We start from the raw sequence: 22,049 nt of genomic DNA on the forward strand, positions 1-22,049 counted from the left end.
CACAGCCACGTTTGGTGATGATGGCGAAGGGGAACCACGCGTTCCCATCCCGAACACGACCGTTAAGCCCTTCAGCGCCGATGGTACTTGGACCGCAGGGTCCTGGAAGAGTAGGACGTCGCCAAGCACGATGAACCCACGATCTGATGATTGTGGGTTTTTTGTTGCTGTAATTGGGGTTAAGGATGTTCGATAACATCCATGAAACCACGCCACTTCCACACCCGCTGCACCCCAGTCAACTCGCCCTGAAGCTGCAGGTCGCTCCAGATTCCCTGCGTTTTTACCCTAAGTGCGAAAATACAATTAGCATCTGCTACAAAGCAGAGCGATCCATCCTTAAGTGCAAAAATACAATTAACTCATCCCAAATTGGGATTTACTAGAAGGAAATGGAGCTGCTAAGTGTATTTTTGCAACTAGGAGAAGAGAATATAGCCGATTAGTTTGAAATAGTGGTATTTTTGCAGTTAGTGCGTGGATTGGAGGTGGGAAGAGGGGACGGGTGCACGTTTGGAGAAGAAGGATAGGGCGGGTGGCGATGTTAACTAACTAGAGGAGTGGTTAGGCCCCTCGGTTGTTTATAGCTGAGGAAGGAGTTACGAAGTTTAGCCGGGCCATGAGCATCAAACGATGATCACCCCACCTACGTCCGCAAGCCCACAGCCAATAAACACGAAATTTCATACATATTGGAACGATTTTGGCCATAATGTCTCAAATAAGCTCGAAAAATCATATCTATTCGGGGAAAATCCGCTAAAAGGCCGAAATAAATGCGAAAAATCGTGTTTAGCCATAAACAACCCCCTCAACTATCCCAATACACCGCCTCTCACCAGCTTTCAGCATCATAAATCATTTCCAATCAAACTACTGCAACGCAACCCCTCCCCTCTCCTCACGCATCAACAAAAACTGCACCTCACCACCAGAGCAGTATCAAATTGAAGAATCCAATATCCTTTACCATCACAAAGACAGCAGCCTCGCACGCCTGCCACTGTACAGCAGCCACAACGACAAAAGTACCTCTAAAGTCTCCTGTAATCTGGAGAAGTAGGCCCTTAAGGACAAAAATACAGCTAGTTCGTTGGAATTTGGAAGGTTCTAGGATGATGTGGTGCATTTAAGTGTACATTTGTCGGTATCGACTCCATATTGAGCCAGATACGAGGATTAAGGTGTACTTTTGTCTGTACGCAGCCAGCGCGCAGGTTTTGGGACCATGAAGGTAACGCATCAAACCCAATTCAATCTCAATCCCAACCTCAATCCGCAACCTGAATCTCATCCCCTTAAGCACCTGCACCTACCTTGTTGCTACTAGTATTGTCATAGTTGACGAATAAGCGGCGTTAGGATAGGTTTGAGATTAACAGACCAAGAGAGGAAGAGGTGAGTGGTGTGAGACGCTTTCGCCCGTTGCAGGCCCCTGTCGTGCAGGGCACCCATACCGAGCCGGGATATCGCTATCGTGAATATGCGCCCCACCCGCAATTGGCCGACATGGTTGCCTGTTACTGGTCGCTGGAGGTACTGCGCTCTTCTGATCAACCAGTGCTGCATCGGATTTTGCCTGATGGTTGTGTAGATATTATTGTCAGCATGAACGGATTGTCGTCGAATCTGTTGGCGTTCACCGCTGGGTTAATGACCCATTACCGAACCATGCCGCTGGCGGAGCACTCCCTCACGTTGGGTATTCGGATGTATCTCGACGCGGTTCCGCAGGTGACAGGTTACCCGGTGGCCGCGTTCGGTGATGGCCGCGTCATGCTGGAGGAGCTGTGGAACCGGGCGGAAGCGTCTGCGTTAATGGATGAACTCACGGTTGCTACGCTTGATGCGGGTGTTGAGCCTGATCGTTCACCCTCACCGGCCTTTCTGATTCGGCAGATGGAGACCTGGCTAATGCGCCGAGTGGCAAGGCAGGAATCCAAGACTAGCCGGGGAGGAGCAACAAGCCAACTGGTGCTGTCGGGTATGCGGATCATGTATGAAAGCCGGGGGATGCTACCGATGCGGGAGCTTGCGGCGCAACTGGGCTGCAGCGAACGGACGCTGCGCCGGGTATTCAACGAGGAGTTGGGACTCGGACCCAAAGGACTGTCCGGCGTTATTCGGTTCCAGAGCGTGCTTCGGCAGCTGCGGAGGGAAACCAGGATGACCGATGCCGCGTACAGCCACGGGCTCTACGATCAGCCCCATCTGATTCACCTGTTCCAGCGTTATTATGGCATGGCCCCCGGAGCCATACTCTCTTCCCCGCGAACGCTGCGAGCGGAGCCGGAGGGATAACGGATGGCCGTTTTTTACAAGACCGTAAGGCAGGAATGACGGATACTGGTCGTAAAGGAGAGATGATGCATGAAAACATTGGACAAGCAACGGTACGAGGAAGCGATAACCTATATGAAGGAGAAAGCCAGACCACTAGAACGAGCGATCTATGAGCATAGCTTTGAAGGAGGAGCAGCGGAAGCAGTAGTTCGCGAGCTACTAACTTTTCAGAATCCGGATGGTGGATTTGGTCATGGCCTGGAGCCTGATCTGCGGACGCCGCATTCTTCGGCATTGGCCACAACTAACACGCTGGCTATTCTCAAAAACCTGCCTTCCCATGAAGAGGCATTGAAGATGGCACATCAAGCGCTTGGTTTCCTGGCTGATACGTACCAAGCGGATCGCGTCGGCTGGGAGATCATCCCCAAGGAGGCCGAAGAAGCACCGCGTGCTGTCTGGTGGACTTACAACGGCTTTGACGCCTACTGGGGCAACCCGAATGCGGATATCGTGGCTTATTTTATAGCTTACCAGACCACCTTCCCTTATGAACGGTTAGAGACCGTCAAACGCCAAGCCCTTCATTATCTGCTCCACGAGTCCGAGCTGACAGAAATGCACGAGATGCTGTGCTACTTGAACTTGAATGAACGATTAAGTGAACAGGAGCAATTGGCGATCCAACACAAGCTGCTCCAATTTCTTGACCAATGTGTCATGACTGGCGAACAGCAAGGTTACGGAGCCAGACCGCTCCAAGTGGCTGACTCCCCCAACTCACGATACGCTGCCCGATATGCCGCGCATCTTCCTGACGAACTGAATAAGTTGATCGACGAGCAAGGCGAGGATGGAGCTTGGTCGCCTAACTGGACTTGGCATCAGTATGAGCAGGAATGGGAGCAGGCAAGAGAAGAGTGGAAGGGAATCCTGACGCTTCAAGCCCTGCGAACACTCCAAGCTTACCACCGTCTTCCATAAAAAACGCTTTATTATATCCTGCCGAAGCCCTTCCGTACCAGGGTATCCCTGCGTTGGCAGTCGGCGTACAGCCGCTCTCCCCGAATGGTATGAAAATGAAATGTAAGCTTGCGGGAGAAAGCTTGACAGCCCTATACCCCTCTGCTAATATTGCAATAATATCGATCTGGGCGAGGGGCGAACATGCATGCCAAGTCCTGCCCAGACGGTGCTGTGAGGCAGATGAGCGACAAGCAGAATCAGCCTGGTTAACCGGGAATAATACTTGGTATAGACCAGGCAGCAGAGACCTCCACCAGCCAACAGCAGAGAATAGACGGATAGATATTGGACAAGGAGGAACTATACTCGTGTGGGAAACCAAGTTCGCCAAAGAAGGATTGACGTTTGACGATGTGCTGCTCGTCCCTCGTAAATCCGAAGTACTGCCTCGTAATGTGAGTCTGTCAGTAAGCCTGAGCAAGACGGTGAAGCTGAATATGCCGGTCATCAGCGCAGGTATGGATACCGTCACGGAGGCGGCGCTGGCCATTGCTATTGCCAGAGAAGGCGGGGTCGGCATCATTCATAAGAATATGTCTGTTGCAGAGCAAGCGGAAGAGGTAGACCGGGTTAAACGGTCAGAGAGCGGTGTTATTACCAATCCGTTCTCCCTTACTCCGGACCATCATGTCTATGATGCTGAGGAGCTCATGGGCAAGTATCGGATCTCGGGCGTGCCTGTAGTCGATGGTGAAGATAAACTGGTTGGTATTATTACGAACCGCGACTTGCGGTTTGTGCACGACTATTCCATGAAAATCAGCGAAGTGATGACTCACGAAGCGCTTGTGACAGCGCCTGTGGGTACAACACTGCAGGAAGCTGAAGTGCTGCTGCAGAAGCATAAGATTGAGAAATTGCCTCTGGTTGACGAGAACAATACCCTCAAGGGTCTGATTACGATCAAGGATATCGAGAAGGCCATTCAATTCCCGAACGCAGCCAAGGATCAGCAGGGCAGATTGCTATGCGGCGCAGCGGTTGGCATTTCCAAGGATACCTTTGAGCGTGCCGAAGCGCTAACCAAGGCTGGCGTGGATGTGCTGGTCGTGGATTCGGCGCATGGCCATCATATTAACATTCTCGAGACGGTACGCAAGCTGAGAGAAGCTTATCCTGAGCTGACCATCGTCGCCGGCAATGTTGCAACTGGCGAAGCCACCCGCGATCTGATTGAAGCCGGAGCATCTGTCGTCAAGGTTGGAATCGGTCCGGGATCGATCTGTACGACTCGTGTAATTGCAGGTATTGGCGTGCCTCAGATTACGGCCATCTACGATTGTGCTTCGGTGGCACGGGAGTATGGCATTCCGGTCATTGCTGACGGAGGCATCAAGTACTCTGGTGATATTACCAAAGCGATCGCTGCTGGAGCAAGTGCGATCATGGTCGGCAGCCTTTTCGCCGGTACGGAAGAGAGCCCGGGCGAATCGGAGATCTACCAAGGCCGCCGGTTCAAGGTCTATCGCGGTATGGGTTCGCTGGGTGCGATGAAGGAAGGAAGTAAAGACCGGTACTTCCAGGAGAATGAGAACAAGCTTGTTCCTGAAGGCATTGAAGGCCGCGTGCCTTACAAGGGACCACTTGCCGATACCGTACACCAGCTGATGGGCGGATTGCGCTCTGGTATGGGGTACTGCGGTACGAACACGATTGAGGAGCTCAAGAACGACACGCAATTCGTCCGGATTACCGGAGCTGGTCTGCGCGAGAGCCATCCGCATGATGTTCAGATTACCAAAGAAGCGCCGAACTACTCCCTTTAATAAAACGTTAGACCTCAGACAGGAAGGGGATTTCATTCCCCGATATTCCTGTCTGTTTTCTTGTGTCTAGCTCTAACGCTCCCCGCTATTCTTGTGGTACAATGATAAACGGATTAAGTACAGGTAGAGAGGGAGAGGAGTGCTGTGGTAAACAGCCGGAAGGCGAGGCCCTGGAAGCAGGTATTGGCCGCTTTTATGGCCATCTGGATGACATTGCTGGCAACGGCAGCCCATGTAAACGCAGAAGTACAGTCAGCCAATGAATTGGGATTGCAAGTGAGGTCTGCTTTTCTGATGGATGTTGCGACCGGACAAGTATTGGTCGATATCCAAGCGGATGAAGCCCTGCCCCCAGCCAGTATGTCGAAGATGATGACCGAGTATATCGTTTTGGAAGAGATAGCCAATGGTAACCTGCGTTGGGACGAAGAGGTGACCGTCGGGGAGAATGCGGCGACCACGACCCGCCAAGGCTCCCATGTCTTTCTGGCGCAGGGTGACAAACATACAGTAGAAGAGTTGTTCATTGCAATGGCTGTTGGTTCGGCCAATGACGCTTCGATTGCGCTTGCTGAGCGGGTGTCGGGCACAGAAGAAGCCTTTGCTCAGCGGATGAACGAGACAGCCAAGCGCTTGGGTCTTACAACCGCTCATTTCATCAATGCGACAGGATTGGGTCGTGATGACATGAGTGCTAAGTTCCAACCGGCGTCGATCAGTGGCGAGACTGTGATGTCAGCCCGCGACGCAGCGATGCTGGCCTACCACATCCTGAGCGAGCATGATGAGTTTTTGAAATATTCCAGTATTCCTTCCTATCAGTTCCGTGAGCGGGATCAAGAGCCTCTCATTAACTACAACTGGATGTTGGAGGGCAACAAGGACGTCCAAGCGTTCCGTCGTTATGCATACGAGGGACTGGATGGCATGAAGACCGGTCATACCCGGGCGGCAGGATACTGCTTCACCGGTACGGCCGAGAGAGACGGTATGCGTCTGATCGGCGTTGTCATGGGCGCAGACAGTCAGGGTGGACGCTTCCTGGAAACGGCCAAGCTGCTGGATTACGGCTTCAACAATTTTGAGATGAAGACGGTCGTTCAGCCGAAGAGTGTCGTGGAGACCGCCGAAACGGTCAAGGTCAAGAAGGGCGTCCAGACAAGTGTGCCGATTTTCACGCAGAATGATGTCAGCTTCCTGGTGAAGCGCAATGTTGAGCCGCAGATCGAGCTGCTGGAGACAAGCCTGAAAGAGCCGGACGAGCTGGTGGCACCGTTGGAAGCAGCGACGGTCGTCGGTACGGCAACCTATCAGTATACTGATCCAGAAGGCGACACGGTACAGAAGACGGTCAATCTGGTAACGGATGAAGAAGTGAAAAAGGGCAGCTGGTGGCGGCTGATGTTCCGGGCAATCAAGGATTTCTTCGTTGATCTGTTCAACGGAATCGTCGGATTATTCTAGCTTAAGCGGTCCATTCATGGATTCATTTATTATAAAAGGTTAGATTAAGTACTATAAGCACAGTCTAGGAGGAAGAAAAGCAATGGAAACAGGTACTTCACGTGTAAAACGCGGCATGGCCGAAATGCAAAAAGGCGGCGTCATCATGGACGTTATGAACGCCGAGCAAGCTAAAATCGCTGAAGCGGCAGGTGCAACAGCCGTTATGGCGCTGGAGCGCGTGCCTTCCGATATCCGCGCAGCCGGCGGCGTTGCCCGTATGGCTGACCCGACTGTAACTGAGCAAGTGCTTCAAGCCGTATCGATTCCGGTTATGGCGAAAGCCAGAATTGGCCATTTCGTTGAAGCCAAAGTACTGGAGTCGATGGGTGTGGACTACATCGATGAGAGTGAAGTGCTGACACCGGCTGACGAAGTCTTCCATATCGACAAGACCGGCTTCACGGTACCATTCGTTTGCGGTGCCAAGGACCTGGGCGAAGCCCTCCGCCGGATCGGCGAGGGTGCCTCGATGCTGCGGACCAAAGGCGAGCCAGGAACTGGAAACATCGTCGAAGCGGTACGCCACCTGCGTTTGATCAACGGTCAAATCCGTAAAATTCAGAACCTGTCCAAGGACGAGCTCTACCATGAGGCAAAAACACTTGGCGTTGCTTACGATCTGCTGTTGGCTGTTCACGAGAGTGGCAAGCTGCCAGTCGTTAACTTTGCCGCTGGTGGCGTAGCTACGCCTTCGGATGCTGCCTTGATGATGCATCTGGGCGCAGACGGCGTATTCGTTGGCTCGGGTATTTTCAAGTCCGACAGCCCGGAGAAATTCGCACGCGCCATCGTAGAAGCAACGACTCACTATGAAGACTACAAGCTCATCGCCGAAGTATCCAAGAACCTGGGTACGCCGATGAAGGGTATCGAGATCTCCAAGCTGGTCGGCTCCGACCGGATGCAAGACCGCAGCTTGTAATCGCTGATTCATCAGCAAGTGAAGAAAGAAGGATTCGCATGAAGATAGGTGTACTGGCGCTGCAAGGCGCCGTGGCTGAGCATATGAAGAGCATCACGCTGGCCGGCGGCGAGCCGGTCGCTATCAAGCGGACGGAGCAACTGCAGGAGCTGCACGGATTAATCATCCCCGGCGGGGAGAGCACCGTTATCGGCCGGCTGATGCGCAAGTATGAGTTCATCGATGCGCTGCGCGACTTCTCTGCCCAAGGCAAGCCGATGTTCGGCACCTGCGCCGGCATGATCGTATTGGCCGAGAGGATTGAAGGCCAGGATGACGCGCATCTGAGGCTCATGGATATGACGGTAGCGCGTAATGCCTTCGGTCGTCAGCGCGAGAGCTTCGAGACGGATCTGGACGTCAAGGGCGTCGACGAGGCGGTTCGTGCGGTGTTTATCCGAGCACCTCTCGTTACTGAGGTCGGATCCGAGGTCGACGTGCTGTCGACGTACAAGGACGAGATTGTCATGGCACGGCAAGGCCATCTACTGGCGTGTTCGTATCATCCAGAGCTGACGCATGACTACCGGATGCATAGCTACTTCTTGGATATGGCCAGAGAAGCGCAAGTCTAGACTGAATAGCTCCCTATAGCATGAACAGAAACAAAGGTTGCAGAGAGGATGACTTCCACTCGTGTTAGATATCAAACGACTCAGAGCGGACTTCTCCGGCGTACAGGAAACCCTGGTCAAACGAGGCGGTACAGCCGCTGATGTCTTGGCCGGGTTCACTGACCTGGACACGAAGCGCCGTGATATGCTGCAAGAAACCGAGCAGCTGAAAAGCCGCCGCAATACGGTATCGCAGGAGGTCGCCAAGCTCAAAAAATCGGGCGGCGATGCAGATGCGCTTATCCTGGAGATGCGCGAAGTAGGCGATCGGATCAAGGCACTAGATGAAGAGATCCGTGGATTGGAAGTGCAGATCGACGAACTGATGTTGTCCGTGCCCAACCTGCCGCATGAAAGCGTACCGGTGGGAAGCTCGGAAGAGGACAATGTTGAGATTCGCCGGGTCGGCGAGCCGCGGACCTTCGAATTCGAGCCCAAAGCACATTGGGATATCGCCCAAGGGCTGGGGATCCTCGATTTTGAAGCAGCAGGTAAAGTAACGGGATCGCGCTTCGTCTTCTACAAAGGCTTGGGCGCACGTCTGGAGCGGGCCCTCATTAACTTCATGATGGACCTGCACAGCGACCGTCACGGTTATGAGGAGCTGTTGCCGCCACAAATCGTAAATCGCGACAGCCTGGTAGGCACAGGTCAGCTGCCCAAGTTTGAAGAGGACCTCTTCAAGCTGGCGGATACCGAGTATTACATGATTCCTACCGCTGAGGTGCCGGTCACCAATATTCACCGTGATGAAATCCTGTCCGGGGAAGAGCTGCCGAAGCACTATGTCGCTTATTCCGCTTGTTTTCGCTCCGAAGCGGGTTCAGCGGGCCGCGACACGCGGGGCTTGATCCGTCAGCATCAGTTCAACAAAGTCGAGCTAATCAAGGTCGTCAAGCCGGAGGATTCCTACCGCGAGCTTGAGGCGATGACGGCGGACGCCGAGCGCGTACTGCAGCTGTTGGGGCTGCCTTACCGCGTGCTGACATTGTGTACCGGTGACATGGGCTTTACCGCTGCCAAGACCTACGATCTTGAGGTTTGGCTGCCAGAGAGCGGGATGTACCGCGAGATTTCATCTTGCTCCAACTGTGAGGACTTCCAGGCTCGTCGAGCAGCGATTCGCTATCGCTCCGAGCCTAAGGCCAAGCCGGAGTTTGTGCATACGCTGAATGGGTCCGGCCTTGCCGTCGGACGTACGGTTGCAGCCATTCTGGAGAATGGCCAGCAGGCAGACGGCTCGGTGATCATTCCTGAGGCACTGCGTCCGTATATGGGCAACCTGGAGTCCATCCAGGCCCGTTAGACGCGGGTAGAGCCACTGTACGCCTTGTGCGTACGGTGGCTCTTTTTTTGCCTTGGACAGATGTCATAGATTAGTCATTGACAAAGTGCTGGCCGAGCTATATATTTACATTGATTGTGATAATCATTATCATACCATATGACAGATGAGGGGTTTTCTATCATGAAGAAAGTGGTTTATTTTGCAGGTCTATTCCTGCTTATTATGCTGTTGGCTGCTTGTGGCAGCAATACGAACAATGAAGAATCCGTACCTGCCGCACCCAACACAGGCAGCGGGACTGAAGCGCCTGACACGAATGAAGAAGCGGCAACGGAGGGCGACACGATTACCTACCAATCGGAGACAGGCCCTGTTGAAATTCCGGCTAACCCACAGCGGATTGTTGCGCTGACGAATGCGCCTAATGTCCTATCCCTCGAAGGCCACGTCGTAGGGGTGGATCAGTGGACTCAAGCCAATCCGTTGTTCACTGAGCGCTTGGAAGGCGTGAAGGTTGTATCTGAAGCAGACTTCGAAGAGATTCTGGATCTGGATCCGGATCTAATCATTGCGGGCTCCCATATGGAGACGATTGCAGAGTTAGAAAAAATCGCGCCGACCGTGGTTTACACATGGGGCAAGCTGGACTACCTTGAGCAGCAGCTAGAGATCGGCAAATTGTTGAACAAAGAGCAAGAAACACAGGAGTGGATCGATGATTTCACTGCACGTGCCGCGGCAGTCGGTGAAGAGGTCAAAGGCGAATTTGGAGAAGATGTCAGTGTATCGGTCTTCGAGACAGACAGCAAAAACTTCTCTGTCTTTGGCGCGAATTGGGCGCGTGGAACCGAGATTTTGTATCAGGCGATGGGTCTGAGCATGCCAGAGAAAGCCCGGACAGATACGCTTGATGTGGGCTATTATAATTTGTCTCTGGAAGTCATCCCGGATTATGCGGGAGATTTCATTATCCTCAGCCGTCCAGCAGCCAGCGAAACCAGCTATATGGATACAGAAGTATGGAAGAGCATTCCTGCTGTGCAAAATGACCGTGTTATTACAATCGACTTGGAAGCTTCCACTTACAGCGATCCGATCTCTCTGGAGACCATGTTGGGCACCTTCCAAGAAGGGATGCTGGGAAGTCAGTAGCATCTGCTGTCAGCGTATCCAAGATAAAGAGCTTGTTTTGCCTTGAGCCATATGGTAAAATACATTCTGTTACGTGATTTGTTATAGAATGAGGAGAGATACCGAAGCGGTCATAACGGGGCGGTCTTGAAAACCGTTAGGGTGCAAGCCCACGTGGGTTCGAATCCCACTCTCTCCGCCACTTTATCTAACCAACGCGACTAAACTGCCGAGCTTTTCTCGGCGGTTTTTTTATTGTTCTCGGGAAGGGAAACGCCGCATAAAAAGAGCTGCCGTATGCCATAGTAACCTCATGGAGGTGGCAAAGCCCATGAGTAAGAAAGATGAGCTGCAGCTAGATCAGCAGCGGTTGGTCGAAGCATGGCAAACCACGCTGCCGGAGCGGATCAAGCATGGTGACCATGCGGACGTGAAGGCGGATGAGGCAGATGCCCGAAGTATCCGGGTTACGATCCGGACGGCAGGCCACCAGGAATATGACTTCGACTTCCTCGTTACTTATGTAGATAGCCGGGAGGTTCATGTCAGTCTGGTCGATGTCGAGAAAGCAGGCGTGTCCGTTGACGAACGGACCGACACCATTCAACAGTTGATCCAGGATTATAAGCGTCACCTGCATGAGTGCGCACAGGCGCTTCATCATCTCACGCATGCTTGATTGGAGGGATTGAAGATGACTCACAAAGCGAAGCCAGACGAGAACCTGGAAGGTGTAGCAGCCGATCTGGCGCAGACCCCAGTCAATGGCCACCAGGCGCAGCAATTGCAACAGGACAAGAATGACCGCCGTCATCAGGACGCGCTGAATCATGATGAACCCACGGACTTGGAGCATCAGCGCAGCTAGTCATCCCTTCAGAGGAGGCCCATATCGATGAGTAAGCCGAAGAGCCAGCCCGTACCGGAGGCGACACCACAGCAGCACAAGGAGCCCCGTCGCAATCGTCAGCAAGAGCCGAATTCAGGCTCCAAAGACACCAAGCAAGCCAACCATGTGGACCATCATAATCCGCAAGGATAATCAATCTCGTGGCTAAGAGAACTCCCATAAATTGAGACAGCTCGTCTCAATTTATGGGAGTTTTTTAATGTTACAGTTCTTTCCTGTCTGGGTAAGTTGTAATAGAATGGGTATGTTGTGCGTCAGAAACTTACAGAGAAAGAGGAGGGATACCATTTGTACAACACACACAAGAAAACCGTGAAGCTGATGCTTCTCCTGGTGGTTCTGTCTCTGGCAATGCTAGGGTGCAGCACAAAAGAGCCCAAAGAGGCGGTCACCAATGCATTTGCTAATTCCATGCTGATGAAATCCTACACGTTCAGCGGCTCCATGCAGCTCGATCAGTTGAACGTTCCGCCAGAAGCAATGGGAGCGAACGGCCCCGAAGCTGCAGCAATTATTAATACGCTCAAAGGCGCTGAAATTTCGGTAACAGGCGCGTATCAAGAGAATCCGATGCGGATGGAGATGACCATGAACCTGGCGCTGCAAGGCGACTTCTCCATGAATATCTCCGTGCCGATGATTATGACGGAAGACAAGATGTATGTTAAGATTCCGTCGATTCCAATGGTTCCGATGGAGGGACTGGCTGGTCAATTCATCGTGGTGGATCTGAACGAGCTTCCAGAGGAGGAAGGCTTCTCGCCAATGACGGACATGAACGTCGAGTCGTTCCGCAAGATGGCACAAGACCTGGCTTCTGTTGTGCTCAAGCATTATGAAGAAGGAGTCTACTTCACCGCAGCTAGTGAAGACGAGCTGAAGGCGAAGCCGGAGAACCTGTCCTCGGATCAGATCGTCAAGTTCTCGGTCACGCAGGACAATATTGATGATTTCGTCACAACCCTCATTCAGCAAGTGGCGCCAGAGATTCTGGATGTCATTGCAGCCAATGAAGAGTACAAGGCTACACTTCAACTCTCGGACGCCGAGATCGAGTCCGCTCGCAGCGAGCTGGCCGAGGTTCAAGGCGAAGAGCTACAGCGCGGCCTGGACGAGATGAAGGAATCGCTGGTCATCAACGAGATCAACACCATTGCCGCCATTGAGGATGACTATATCCGTTACCAGGAGATCAACGTGAACGTTGACATTACGGATGAACAAGGACAAACCGTAACGATTGGCTTCTTCACGACGAGCGAGTACAACAACATTAATGAAGACATCGAATTTGAGCTTGAGATTCCAACGGATGCTATTCCGATCGAAGAGCTCCAGAACATGGGTTCATCGATGCAAGGTCTATAATCATTCCCACCAGGTAGAGGGGCTGTCCCTGCGCTTCATCAATCGATGAGGGCAGGGCAGCCCCTCTCATGCGGGTGGGCGGAGTCTAAAGATAAGTTAAAGAAACAACAAACTCTGCGACCCCTACGTTTCTGGTCACGTATAAACGGGTAAGTAAGCAATGATTTACAAAAGCATCCAATTTACAAGATAAAGGGAGAGGTCCATAATGAACATGAAATCATCCATCTACAAGCTTGCAGCAGCTGGGCTGATCAGCAGTATGATTCTGGCAGGTTGCGCAAGCAACGGCAATAACGAAACACCACCGCCGCCTCCGGCTAACAACAACGCAAATGCCAATGCAAATGGAAATGCGGAGCCGGTCGTCGATAATGAACAGGGAAGTGAAACGCCTGCCCTGGATGGAACGGCGCTGGCCAGCGCAAACGAAGATATTCAAATTACACTGCCGGATGGCTGGCGTGAAGATAATGAGCTCAATCCTGTTGCCCGTCTGAGCGCTTCTAACCGTGCAAAAGAGAAATACATCATGGTTCTAGCTACATCCAAGCAAGACCTTGCAGAAGGCGCGGGATTGGATGATTACATCAACATCTTCAAAGAGAATACAACGCCTTCCGTAGAGAACTTCGATGCAACTGAGGCCACCGATACGACAATTGATGGTGCACCGGCCAAGCAAATTGAAATCACCGGTGAAGTTCAACGAATCAAAGTCCACTACCTGGCCACATTCGTTGAGAAGGACGATGCCTTCTATCAAGTCATTTCTTGGTCTACCCAGGCTCAGTTCCCCGACCATAAGGAAGAGTTTGATGCTATGTCCCACAGCCTGCAGGTCCTTAAACCACTCGAAGCTTCGGTAGGCAATGACGGAGGAGGATCGGCAGACCTGCAAGCTTACGAAGGCACAAGCGGCAACTTCCAGATCATGCTGCCTTCGGATTGGACCGAAGAGACGACTCTGACGCCAGGGGCCGATATCCAAGCGGCACGGATGGCTCAGGAAGACTATGTAGCAATCATCACTGAATCCAAATCAACCTTCTCCGACGGTACAGCTCTGGAGGATTACCTGGATCTCGTACTGCAAAACGGCATGCTGGAAGCCATTGAGGGGGCGCAGATGTCTGATCCGCAATCTGTGACTGTCAACGGTAATGCTGGTTTGCAATTCACGCTGACAGGCGCAGTAGAGAAAGTGAAAGTAGGCTATATGATTACTGTTGTGGAGACCAACGGTCACTTCTCCCAGGTCATCTTCTGGACCCTGGAGCAGATGCTGGATCAGAAGCTCCCAGCTTATAATGAATACCTGCAGACGTTCGAAGAGAAGGGCTCTGCCCTTTAAGATGAGCGATAACTGAATCATAGCATGACCCCAGACGCAGTGGAACTCCGCTGCGTCTGTTTTGTCTGTGAGCGGGGAGCACAGAACAGCACAAAAAAAGCGGCCCCGAGATGAATCGAACATCCGACACCACGTTTAGGAAACGTGTGCTCTATCCGCTGAGCTACGGGGCCACAGCAATATCCATTATAGCATACGCTGAGCCGCATCGTCATTATCCTAACTTTTGACCTAATGGGGTGTCTATGGGCCTGTTTTTAATTATAGGAAAATGGTAGGATGTGTGGAAAACTGGTATACTTGTCCATAGAGAAACTAACGGTGGGAAGGTGCGGATGCCCAGATGAATCAACAGTCAAGGAAAGTACAAAAGCTTTCCCTCTACGGCAGCAAGGAGGGGAATGATGTAAGCGTCTTGGTCGATGCCAAGGTAGCGGTGGAGAAGCGGAGTTTCGTCGCCACCGGTATTGTCACCTATGTGCTCGGCGAAATCATCGAAGTTGAGCTACCCCAATTCGATGAATTCGGACTGGGGGAGCAGGTAAAGTTGATGATCTACTCCAGAGGCGGGATGTTTGTCTTCGAATCGACGGTCATAGCCAAGCATAATGGAGCGCTGATGATTCTCAATCCCCCAGAGAACAGACGGCGGTTCAATGACAAACGCGAGCATCCGCGAGTAGAGGTGGCCTGCACGGGCACACTCCATGCCATGTTGAATCCATCCAGCCGGCAAGAGTGGCTGATGCCTTCCCCAGTTGAGTTCACAATAGATAATATGAGTATGGGCGGGCTGGGCCTGATGTTGACTGTTGACCTGGGAATCAGCCGCACCTGGCAGCTCGACGTGCAGCTCGATCTGGGCTTCGTGCTTCCTTGCGGGCTGGAGATTATCCGAATTGACCGATCGGCAAGCAGCTTCTACTATGGTGCTTCGTTCCGGGGGATGCCCCAAGAGCAAGCCAGCAGGCTCAGAGCCTTCATTCTCAAGCGTCAAATTGAGGCTCATTATGAGCAGAAGCACCGCATTGTTGAAATCGGGAGCGAGGAGCCCGAGAAATTGCCGGAAGAGGCTCCAAATGCTATCAAAGGCTCGGGCATGCATATCCTCAAAGCGTCCGAATAATAAGAATAATCAACTGCAGAATTTGTAGAAGTTTGTCGAATATTTTGGGAAAATGCATGTAAGTTGTCGACAGGTTTTTACAAATTCCTTACCAAGAAGCGCGTATACTATACTTACAGCTAGTAATGTCTAGGATAGGAGCGAGCTTCTTGGGGCGAGTATTCGATAAATCCAAACTTCTTGACCAGCTTCAACGACTTCGTCTCCAACTGCATGAACTGGCCGAAGCACGTGGAAGCTTAACCGACCCCGACGTCATAGCCATCAGTGAAGAGGCGGACCGTTTGATCGTGATCCTCCAGCATCTTCAAAAATCTGAGATGAGCGGCAGTGTCACGTCTGCCGGCGAGTAGCGCGCCCTAGGATGATCTAGAGCGTAAGCGCCGGAAGAATTGCGTGAGCAGTGCCGCACATCGTTCTTGATGTATGCCGCTAATGAGCTCGGTTGTATGATTGAACCGATCATCTTGCAGCAGATTCATCAAGGTACCCGCACATCCCGCCTTTGGATCCGGGGTGCCATAGATAACACGTGCAATCCGGGATTGGACGATGGCGCCAGCACACATCGGGCACGGCTCCAAGGTTACATATAATGAACAGTCCAACAGTCTCCAGGCGTCCAAGTGACGACTAGCCTCCCGGATCGCTACCATTTCCGCGTGTGCGGTCGGGTCATGACTGGTCTCCCGCAGATTGTATCCCCTGCCTATGATCTCACCGTCTTTGACAACCACCGCACCAATCGGAACTTCCATTAACGCTTCGGCCTTCAGTGCCTCTTCAATTGCTGCTTGCATCCAGTATTCATTATCTTTCATTTCATTCATGTACCAAGGGGCCTCCATTACTGATGTAGTCAGAAGGACAGCCTTTTTTTGTTGATAGGCTGTCGATAAATAGCGAATTGTGCCACGAACAAATATTCGTTGTTAACAGCGTGTGGATATAATTGTGGATAAATGCATCGTTGTACACATTATTATACACATTTATTCGATTTTGCTGTGAGTAACTAGGATAACTTGTGTATAAGTCGACGAGTTACGTAAAGTTTACTTACGTATAGTACTTTTAACGCTAGAATTTTTTGGTAGTTGTGTTATCATCGAAAGTAAAGCAAGCATCACTAGACAAAGGGTGTGTCAGCTGTTGTCGGTCAAAGCCAAGCTAGCATTCATCCTATCCTCCATCGTCTTTATTCTGCTCATCCTTAATGTTCTCCTGCATGATTATATGACAAGAGATGATCTGCGGGCGCAAGCTGAGCAAGATATGAGCACCGTCGCAGAGCAGCTCATGCTGTCGATCGTTAGTTATCGCCATGGCGTGGCTTATATCGACAGGGAATGGGAAGAGCGTCTGCGATTGGCATCGATTGCTGCTGCGGACAGGCTGGGTCCGAGCAGGGAACAGATTACAGCAAGTCAGCTCAACGAGATGGCGCATGAGCTCGGATTGAAGCAGGTGGTGGTGCTCTCGCGTGAGCAATTGACACCCGAACCTGTACTGACCTCCGATACCGAGCTTCCGAACCTGAACAGCGCCCGCTGGCGTGAGCGAATGTCCTGGCTCGCCTCGGTCATGAACGACAATCCGTCCGGGTATTGGTCACCGCCTTATGAGACGATGGCGACCGGGGGCATCAATCCAGACAAGTGGGGGTATTATACCCGCGAAGGACTGGATTATATGTTGGCTGTCTCCCTGGATAATACGAACCTCACCGACGCCGTGTCGGTGGTAGGGCCAGCCCCTGTCTATGCCAAAGCGATCGAGTCCATAGATGCACTGGTCGAAATCATGCTGTTCAATATGACTCCTGAGGATGAGACAGATCACCTGGAGACGACCATGCGGCAGCTGGACAAAATGTGGTTCACACAATACGGGAATTCTCGCGTGTTTGGTACGGGCACCTATGCAGAGCCAGGGAGAGATTATGAGCGGGCGCAAGTTGCAATGAAACAGGGTATCTTGTACCACGAGGCCGTCTTGGGGGGCAAGGAACTGCTCAAGAGCTATGTTCCATTCACGGACGGCAGTCCCTACATTCTGGGAATCGTCATGGACAAGCAGCTAGCCATCTACGATAAGGTGCGGGCGGAGCGGGATCAGCGCTTATTGGTATCAAGCATTGCTTGGCTAATCGTGATCATCTTCAGCTACTGGATATCCGGGTGGATTCTCCGGCCCATTCGCTCGATACTGTGGAAGGTGAGCGAGGTTGCATCGGGCCGGTTTGACGAGTCGCTCCTGGTGACGCGCAAGGATGAATTCGGCCAACTGGCCACGCGTATCAATGCGATGTCCAAAAATCTCGCCATTTACACGACGAAGCTCAAACAAGCTTTTGAAGAGAACCGCTCCATGAAAGAGTACCTGGAGTCCTTCATTAACCATACAATCGATGCCATCCACGTGGTAGATCTGGACGGGCGTGTCACCCAGGTCAATCGGGCATTTGAAAAGATGTTTGGCTGGACGGCGGAGGAAGCGGTCGGCCATGTGCTGCCCCTCATTCCTGCCTCTCAGCAGAAAGAGGAGCAAGCTGCCATGGAGGCGCTGCGCAGCGGCAAGCTGCTGGATGCACGCGAAGTCATCCGCCGCAACAAATACGGCGAGGAAATCGCCGTGAGCGTGACCACCTCGCCGATCCGGGACCGGAGCGGTGCCATTGGCGCGATAGCCAGCATCTCACGCGATATGACCAGTCGCAACAAGATGGAGGAGCTGCTGCGCCAATCCGAGAAGCTGACCACCGTCGGACAGCTGGCTGCGGGTGTCGCTCATGAGATCCGCAACCCGCTGACGACGCTCCGGGGTTTCCTGCAGCTGCAGCAGCAGACGGGGAATCTGAATATGAGACATAATGATCTGATGCTCTCGGAGCTAGACCGGATCAACCTGATCGTCAGTGAATTCCTTATTCTTGCAAAGCCGCAGGCGAGCAAGTTTCATGTCAAGGACGTCCGTTATGTCTTGGGCGATGTCATCTCCCTGCTCGATAGTCAGGCGCATCTGTGCAATGTCGTATTCCAGGAGCGCTTCAGCGAGGAGCCGTGCGAGATTTCTTGCGAAGAAAATCAACTGAAGCAGGTGTTCATCAATCTACTCAAGAATGCCATGGAATCGATGCCTCAGGGTGGCGAGATTATCATCTCTGTTACACGGAACGCCCTGGATTATATCACCATTGCCATTCAGGATCAGGGTATTGGCATTCCCGAAGAAATGATCCCCAAGCTGGGTGACCCCTTCTTCACCGGCAAGGAAACCGGTACAGGTCTGGGCATCATGGTGAGTCAGCGCATTATCCATAGTCACCATGGTACAATGCAGATCGCCAGCACTGTCGGGGAAGGGACCACCGTGAAGCTGACGCTGCCGGCCTGGCGGGCCAATGCAGGCGAAGCAAGCGAAAATGAGGTACAATAGGAGCCATAGGGCAGACATCAAGAGCAGGAGGAACCATCATGCGGATCAACAAATTTATTAGCGAGAGCGGCTACTGCTCGCGCCGTGAGGCTGACAAGCTGGTGGAGAGCGGCCGTGTGACGATTAATGGCAAGCCTGCGGAGCTGGGCAGTCAGGCAGAACCCGGTGACGATGTCCGTGTCGACGGGAATCCGCTGGGTGCGCACAAGCAGCATGTCTATCTGGCGCTCAACAAACCGGTAGGCATTACAAGTACGACCGAGCAGCATATCGCGGGCAACATTGTGGACTATGTCGGACACCGGGAACGGATCTTCCCGATTGGCCGCCTGGACAAAGACTCGGAAGGGCTAATTCTCATGACCAATGACGGAGACATCGTCAATCGGATTCTGCGCGCCGAGGGCGAGCATGAAAAAGAGTACGTGGTTACTGTGGACCGGCCGATCACGCCAGCCTTTGTGAAGGGGATGAGTGAAGGCGTACGGGTGCTGGGGAGCATGACGCTCCCCTGCCGGGTGGAGTCCATGTCACAGCGGACCTTCCGCATTACGTTGACCGAAGGACGCAACCGCCAGATACGGCGGATGTGCGCAGCCTTCGGCTATCAGGTGCGGCGGCTGCAGCGGGTGCGCATCATGAATATCCGTCTTGGCGAGCTGCCGAACGGACAATGGCGGGACCTGACCTCCGAGGAGCGCAACGAGCTGTTCGGTAAGCTGAATTACCAGCCGCAATAGGTTCGTTGGAAGCAGGATAATGCACAAGCGACGCCCCCGGGTCCATGTGGACCCGGGGGCGTCGCTCAGCGTTCAGGCAGGTCATCAAGGCAGCAGAGGCGCGAGGAGGTAGGGACGTTCACTTAGCAGTCCCTCTTCCCTGCTAGGCCTGCTCCAGACCGACGAAATACCAGCTGCCCTCCCGGATTACCGGATGCTTCTCTTTCACCCGGAACCCATGCTCGCCCGCAATGGTCTCGAGCTCGGCTTCTGTTGGGAACCCATATAGATTCTCATGAGAAGACATGAAGTTGTTGAAGGCAGCTGAGAAGGCTTTCCCGCTGCTGGTCATATATAAGGGCGTAATCATGGACACGGAGCCGTTCTTGCTGAGCAGCTGACGCGCCCGGTCCAACAGGACGCCGCGTTGGTCCGGACTAAAATAGTGCAGAATATTATTCATCATGATTAGATCAACCGGCTCGCCCGGTCCTTCCCATTGACGGAAGTCGCCGTGGACGAACTCGATGCTCACATCGGGACTGCTGCTGGTGTCTTTGCGTGCCTGCAGGACGACATCCTCGTTCTGTTCGATGCCGATCAGCTTGAGACCCTCGATCTTCGTGGCCAGCTTGAGCAGATAGCCGCCATGGCCGCAACCAATATCCAGAACCGATTGAGCATGGCTGTTCTTGACCCAATGGGAGACCTTGGGGAAAGCCAGCTTCTCCAACAGGGACGAGGTAGCCGCGACGGTCGAGCCGAATTTCTCATTCTCAAAGGAAGGCTTTTGCTCCCCCTTCAGCAGCTCGGGAAACCGCAGCAGCGTTGGAATGTGCAGCTCCATCATCTCATGCAGCAGCGCACCGACAGACTGGGGGCTGGACTTGGACACATATTGCAGCATCGTCGGTGCCGTCTGGATTCGCTCCTCCTGGCGACTCAGATGACCGAGCACCAATCCCGTATCTATCCAATTCTGCAGCAGCTGTGGATCCAATCCGCGATTGGCGGCCACGGTTGCAGCTTCTTCGCCCTCGGCGAAGGCATCGAACAGATCCGATTCATACCCTACGTAGGCGTGCCACGCCGGAAGAAAGGACGCATTTTGCTTCATCCACTTACGGGCTTGCAATAATCTTCTCCACTCTTTAATTGTCTCAAGCATCCTTCTCTCCTCCATTCATTGTTCCGGGCGCGGCAAGGCTGCCAACCTTGGAGAGCCAGGGGTAATCTTCTTCCTCTCGGAAACGTCGGGCCAGCCGTTCTGCCTTCGAGAGCGAGCTGCCTCCAGGGAGCACTCCCAGCTGCCTGAAACGGTCAAACAGGTTCTCCGGCCATTCACCCAAACCGGAAATGTTCAGCATATATTTGAAGTGGAGATAATCCGACTGCTCGATACGCTTCAGCACATGGCTGCGCGCACGACGGACCACGTCTTGATCAAAAGAATAAGCCAAGGCTGAGAGATGACTCAGCTCAGAGATGAACTGGGCGCGCTGGCGGCGGACCCGCTCATACCAGGGCAGACTGTCTTCAATATCCCGCTGCTCGCGGTAGCTCCAACTGATTAGGTGACCGAGAATATCTGCATCCTGAATCGCCATATTCATGCCCTCCCCGGCCATCGGATGGACATTGTGGGCAGCGTCGCCCATGATGGCGATATTGTGCCGGATGTAGCGATTCGCATTATGGCGGAACGGAATCATCAATTGGATATCCTTCCACCGCTGAATTTCATCGACATAACCCTCCAGATCCGGACGCATCTCCCGATATTCCCGATAGAAGCGCTCCAGCCCCTCCCGGCGCATTTGCTTGAACTCCTCCGGCTTGATCAGGAAGACGGTCCGCACCTGTTGATCAGGCAACGGGAACAGGCCGAGGAAGCGGGAACCCTGTGAGATGATGGTAGCTTCATCAAGCGTATCGGGTCGGCCGAAGGATACGGTGAGGAAGTGATGATTGTAGTCGGTGCGTTTGGCTACGGTGTTCATTTCCTCACGCATTCGCGAGACCCGTCCCTCTGCACCGACGAAGAGATCAGCAGTAACCGTTAGCGGACCATCCGGTGTATCGACGGTGGCGGAGACAGCGCGGCCATCCGCATCACGATTCAGTCCGGTGAATGAACCAGGCTGAATCCAGCGGAAGGAAGGAAGCGCCTGCGCCTCATCCAGCAGCAGTTGCTTCAACTCTTCATGCGGATGCATCAGGGCATAGTCGTAAGGGGAGGCCAGCTTGCCGTAATCGAAGACGATATCGCGAGAGCTCCGGCGGGGTTCGCCGTCAGGCGGAGGATCGACCGGCTGCTCCTGCATTCGAATCGTCCGAACGGTGAAGCTTTCTCGCCGCAGATGCCCCAGCAGACCTAAATTATCCAGAATTTTCAGACTTTTAGGTTGTAATAATTCTCCCTTGTACATGAGACCTCCACCGGGACTCCGTTCAGCGACGACGGTATCAATGCCTTCCCTCGCCAGGATCAAACCCAGCGTCAGGCCGGCTACGCCGCCGCCGGATATGAATACCTGGCAGCGCATATCGTTCCTCCTC

The 22,049-nt window shown here is 53.0% G+C and carries 20 protein-coding genes, 2 tRNA genes and 1 rRNA gene; 19 read left to right on the forward strand and 4 right to left on the reverse strand.

Annotated elements, in window-relative coordinates; all coding sequences use genetic code 11:
- Positions 1–10 precede the first annotated feature (10 nt).
- The 15 genes from rrf (at position 11) to F556_RS0117090 (ending at position 14,207) form a co-directional block, all read left to right on the forward strand.
- Positions 11–127, forward strand: a 5S ribosomal RNA gene (gene rrf / locus F556_RS0117015).
- 1,280 nt (positions 128–1,407) lie between these two features.
- Positions 1,408–2,301 (forward strand): helix-turn-helix transcriptional regulator, encoded by an 894-nt coding sequence (locus tag F556_RS0117025; protein ID WP_020618187.1) that lies wholly within the window; start codon positions 1,408–1,410, stop codon positions 2,299–2,301.
- A 69-nt stretch (positions 2,302–2,370) separates the two neighbouring features.
- Positions 2,371–3,267 (forward strand): hypothetical protein, encoded by an 897-nt coding sequence (locus F556_RS0117030; RefSeq protein WP_020618188.1) that lies wholly within the window; start codon positions 2,371–2,373, stop codon positions 3,265–3,267.
- Between the two features lie 350 nt (positions 3,268–3,617).
- Positions 3,618–5,075 carry an IMP dehydrogenase gene (gene guaB, locus F556_RS0117035; RefSeq protein WP_020618189.1) on the forward strand — a complete coding sequence of 486 codons (1,458 nt, stop codon included), beginning with the start codon at positions 3,618–3,620 and terminating at the stop codon, positions 5,073–5,075.
- Positions 5,076–5,270: 195 nt separating this feature from the next.
- Entirely contained in the window at positions 5,271–6,539 is a 1,269-nt protein-coding gene (locus F556_RS0117040) for a D-alanyl-D-alanine carboxypeptidase family protein (protein WP_063824385.1), read from the forward strand.
- Between the two features lie 82 nt (positions 6,540–6,621).
- Positions 6,622–7,503 (forward strand): pyridoxal 5'-phosphate synthase lyase subunit PdxS, encoded by an 882-nt coding sequence (pdxS, locus tag F556_RS0117045; protein WP_020618191.1) that lies wholly within the window; start codon positions 6,622–6,624, stop codon positions 7,501–7,503.
- A gap of 38 nt (positions 7,504–7,541) precedes the next feature.
- Complete coding sequence (gene pdxT, locus F556_RS0117050; RefSeq protein WP_020618192.1) at positions 7,542–8,117, forward strand: pyridoxal 5'-phosphate synthase glutaminase subunit PdxT; 576 nt, start codon at positions 7,542–7,544, stop codon at positions 8,115–8,117.
- Positions 8,118–8,178: 61 nt separating this feature from the next.
- Complete coding sequence (gene serS / locus F556_RS0117055; protein ID WP_020618193.1) at positions 8,179–9,462, forward strand: serine--tRNA ligase; 1,284 nt, start codon at positions 8,179–8,181, stop codon at positions 9,460–9,462.
- A gap of 162 nt (positions 9,463–9,624) precedes the next feature.
- Positions 9,625–10,596 carry an iron-hydroxamate ABC transporter substrate-binding protein gene (locus F556_RS0117060; protein WP_020618194.1) on the forward strand — a complete coding sequence of 324 codons (972 nt, stop codon included), beginning with the start codon at positions 9,625–9,627 and terminating at the stop codon, positions 10,594–10,596.
- A 92-nt stretch (positions 10,597–10,688) separates the two neighbouring features.
- Positions 10,689–10,777: transfer RNA gene (locus tag F556_RS0117065), tRNA-Ser, on the forward strand.
- Between the two features lie 129 nt (positions 10,778–10,906).
- On the forward strand, positions 10,907–11,254 hold the full coding sequence (locus tag F556_RS0117070; protein WP_020618195.1) for a hypothetical protein: 348 nt from the start codon (positions 10,907–10,909) through the stop codon (positions 11,252–11,254).
- A 15-nt stretch (positions 11,255–11,269) separates the two neighbouring features.
- On the forward strand, positions 11,270–11,443 hold the full coding sequence (locus tag F556_RS38360; protein ID WP_020618196.1) for a hypothetical protein: 174 nt from the start codon (positions 11,270–11,272) through the stop codon (positions 11,441–11,443).
- A gap of 27 nt (positions 11,444–11,470) precedes the next feature.
- The gene (locus F556_RS0117080) at positions 11,471–11,617 is read left to right on the forward strand and encodes a hypothetical protein (RefSeq protein WP_020618197.1); all 147 of its coding nucleotides are present in this window, start codon (positions 11,471–11,473) and stop codon (positions 11,615–11,617) included.
- Between the two features lie 156 nt (positions 11,618–11,773).
- Positions 11,774–12,853, forward strand: a complete 1,080-nt coding sequence (locus tag F556_RS0117085) for a hypothetical protein (protein WP_020618198.1) — start codon at positions 11,774–11,776, stop codon at positions 12,851–12,853.
- Between the two features lie 208 nt (positions 12,854–13,061).
- Positions 13,062–14,207 (forward strand): hypothetical protein, encoded by a 1,146-nt coding sequence (locus F556_RS0117090; protein ID WP_020618199.1) that lies wholly within the window; start codon positions 13,062–13,064, stop codon positions 14,205–14,207.
- A 100-nt stretch (positions 14,208–14,307) separates the two neighbouring features.
- Here F556_RS0117090 and F556_RS0117095 read toward each other — a convergent pair.
- Positions 14,308–14,380, reverse strand: a tRNA-Arg gene (locus F556_RS0117095).
- 170 nt (positions 14,381–14,550) lie between these two features.
- Between F556_RS0117095 and F556_RS34345 the strand changes: the two genes are divergently transcribed.
- Positions 14,551–15,333, forward strand: coding sequence for a PilZ domain-containing protein (locus F556_RS34345; RefSeq protein WP_020618200.1), 783 nt, complete (start codon positions 14,551–14,553; stop codon positions 15,331–15,333).
- Between the two features lie 149 nt (positions 15,334–15,482).
- Positions 15,483–15,686: an aspartyl-phosphate phosphatase Spo0E family protein gene (locus F556_RS0117105; protein ID WP_020618201.1), complete on the forward strand. Its 204-nt coding sequence runs from the start codon at positions 15,483–15,485 to the stop codon at positions 15,684–15,686.
- Between the two features lie 6 nt (positions 15,687–15,692).
- On the opposite strand, the gene tadA is transcribed toward F556_RS0117105, so the two are convergent.
- Positions 15,693–16,163, reverse strand: a complete 471-nt coding sequence (gene tadA, locus F556_RS0117110) for a tRNA adenosine(34) deaminase TadA (protein ID WP_020618202.1) — start codon at positions 16,161–16,163, stop codon at positions 15,693–15,695.
- 310 nt (positions 16,164–16,473) lie between these two features.
- Here tadA and F556_RS34350 point away from each other — a divergent pair, with 310 nt between their 5' ends.
- Both F556_RS34350 and rluF read left to right on the forward strand, forming a co-directional pair.
- Positions 16,474–18,771 (forward strand): sensor histidine kinase, encoded by a 2,298-nt coding sequence (locus F556_RS34350; protein WP_245583084.1) that lies wholly within the window; start codon positions 16,474–16,476, stop codon positions 18,769–18,771.
- Positions 18,772–18,809: 38 nt separating this feature from the next.
- Entirely contained in the window at positions 18,810–19,511 is a 702-nt protein-coding gene (gene rluF, locus F556_RS0117120; RefSeq protein ID WP_020618204.1) for a 23S rRNA pseudouridine(2604) synthase RluF, read from the forward strand.
- A gap of 142 nt (positions 19,512–19,653) precedes the next feature.
- On the opposite strand, the gene F556_RS0117125 is transcribed toward rluF, so the two are convergent.
- Positions 19,654–20,658, reverse strand: a complete 1,005-nt coding sequence (locus F556_RS0117125) for a class I SAM-dependent methyltransferase (RefSeq protein ID WP_020618205.1) — start codon at positions 20,656–20,658, stop codon at positions 19,654–19,656.
- The gene (locus tag F556_RS0117130) at positions 20,651–22,036 is read right to left on the reverse strand and encodes an FAD-dependent oxidoreductase (protein WP_020618206.1); all 1,386 of its coding nucleotides are present in this window, start codon (positions 22,034–22,036) and stop codon (positions 20,651–20,653) included. The genes F556_RS0117125 and F556_RS0117130 overlap by 8 nt, the downstream gene beginning before the upstream one ends.
- Positions 22,037–22,049 lie beyond the last annotated feature (13 nt).

It is taken from the genome of Paenibacillus daejeonensis DSM 15491 (assembly GCF_000378385.1).
In the GTDB taxonomy this organism is placed as follows: domain Bacteria; phylum Bacillota; class Bacilli; order Paenibacillales; family Paenibacillaceae; genus Paenibacillus_D; species Paenibacillus_D daejeonensis.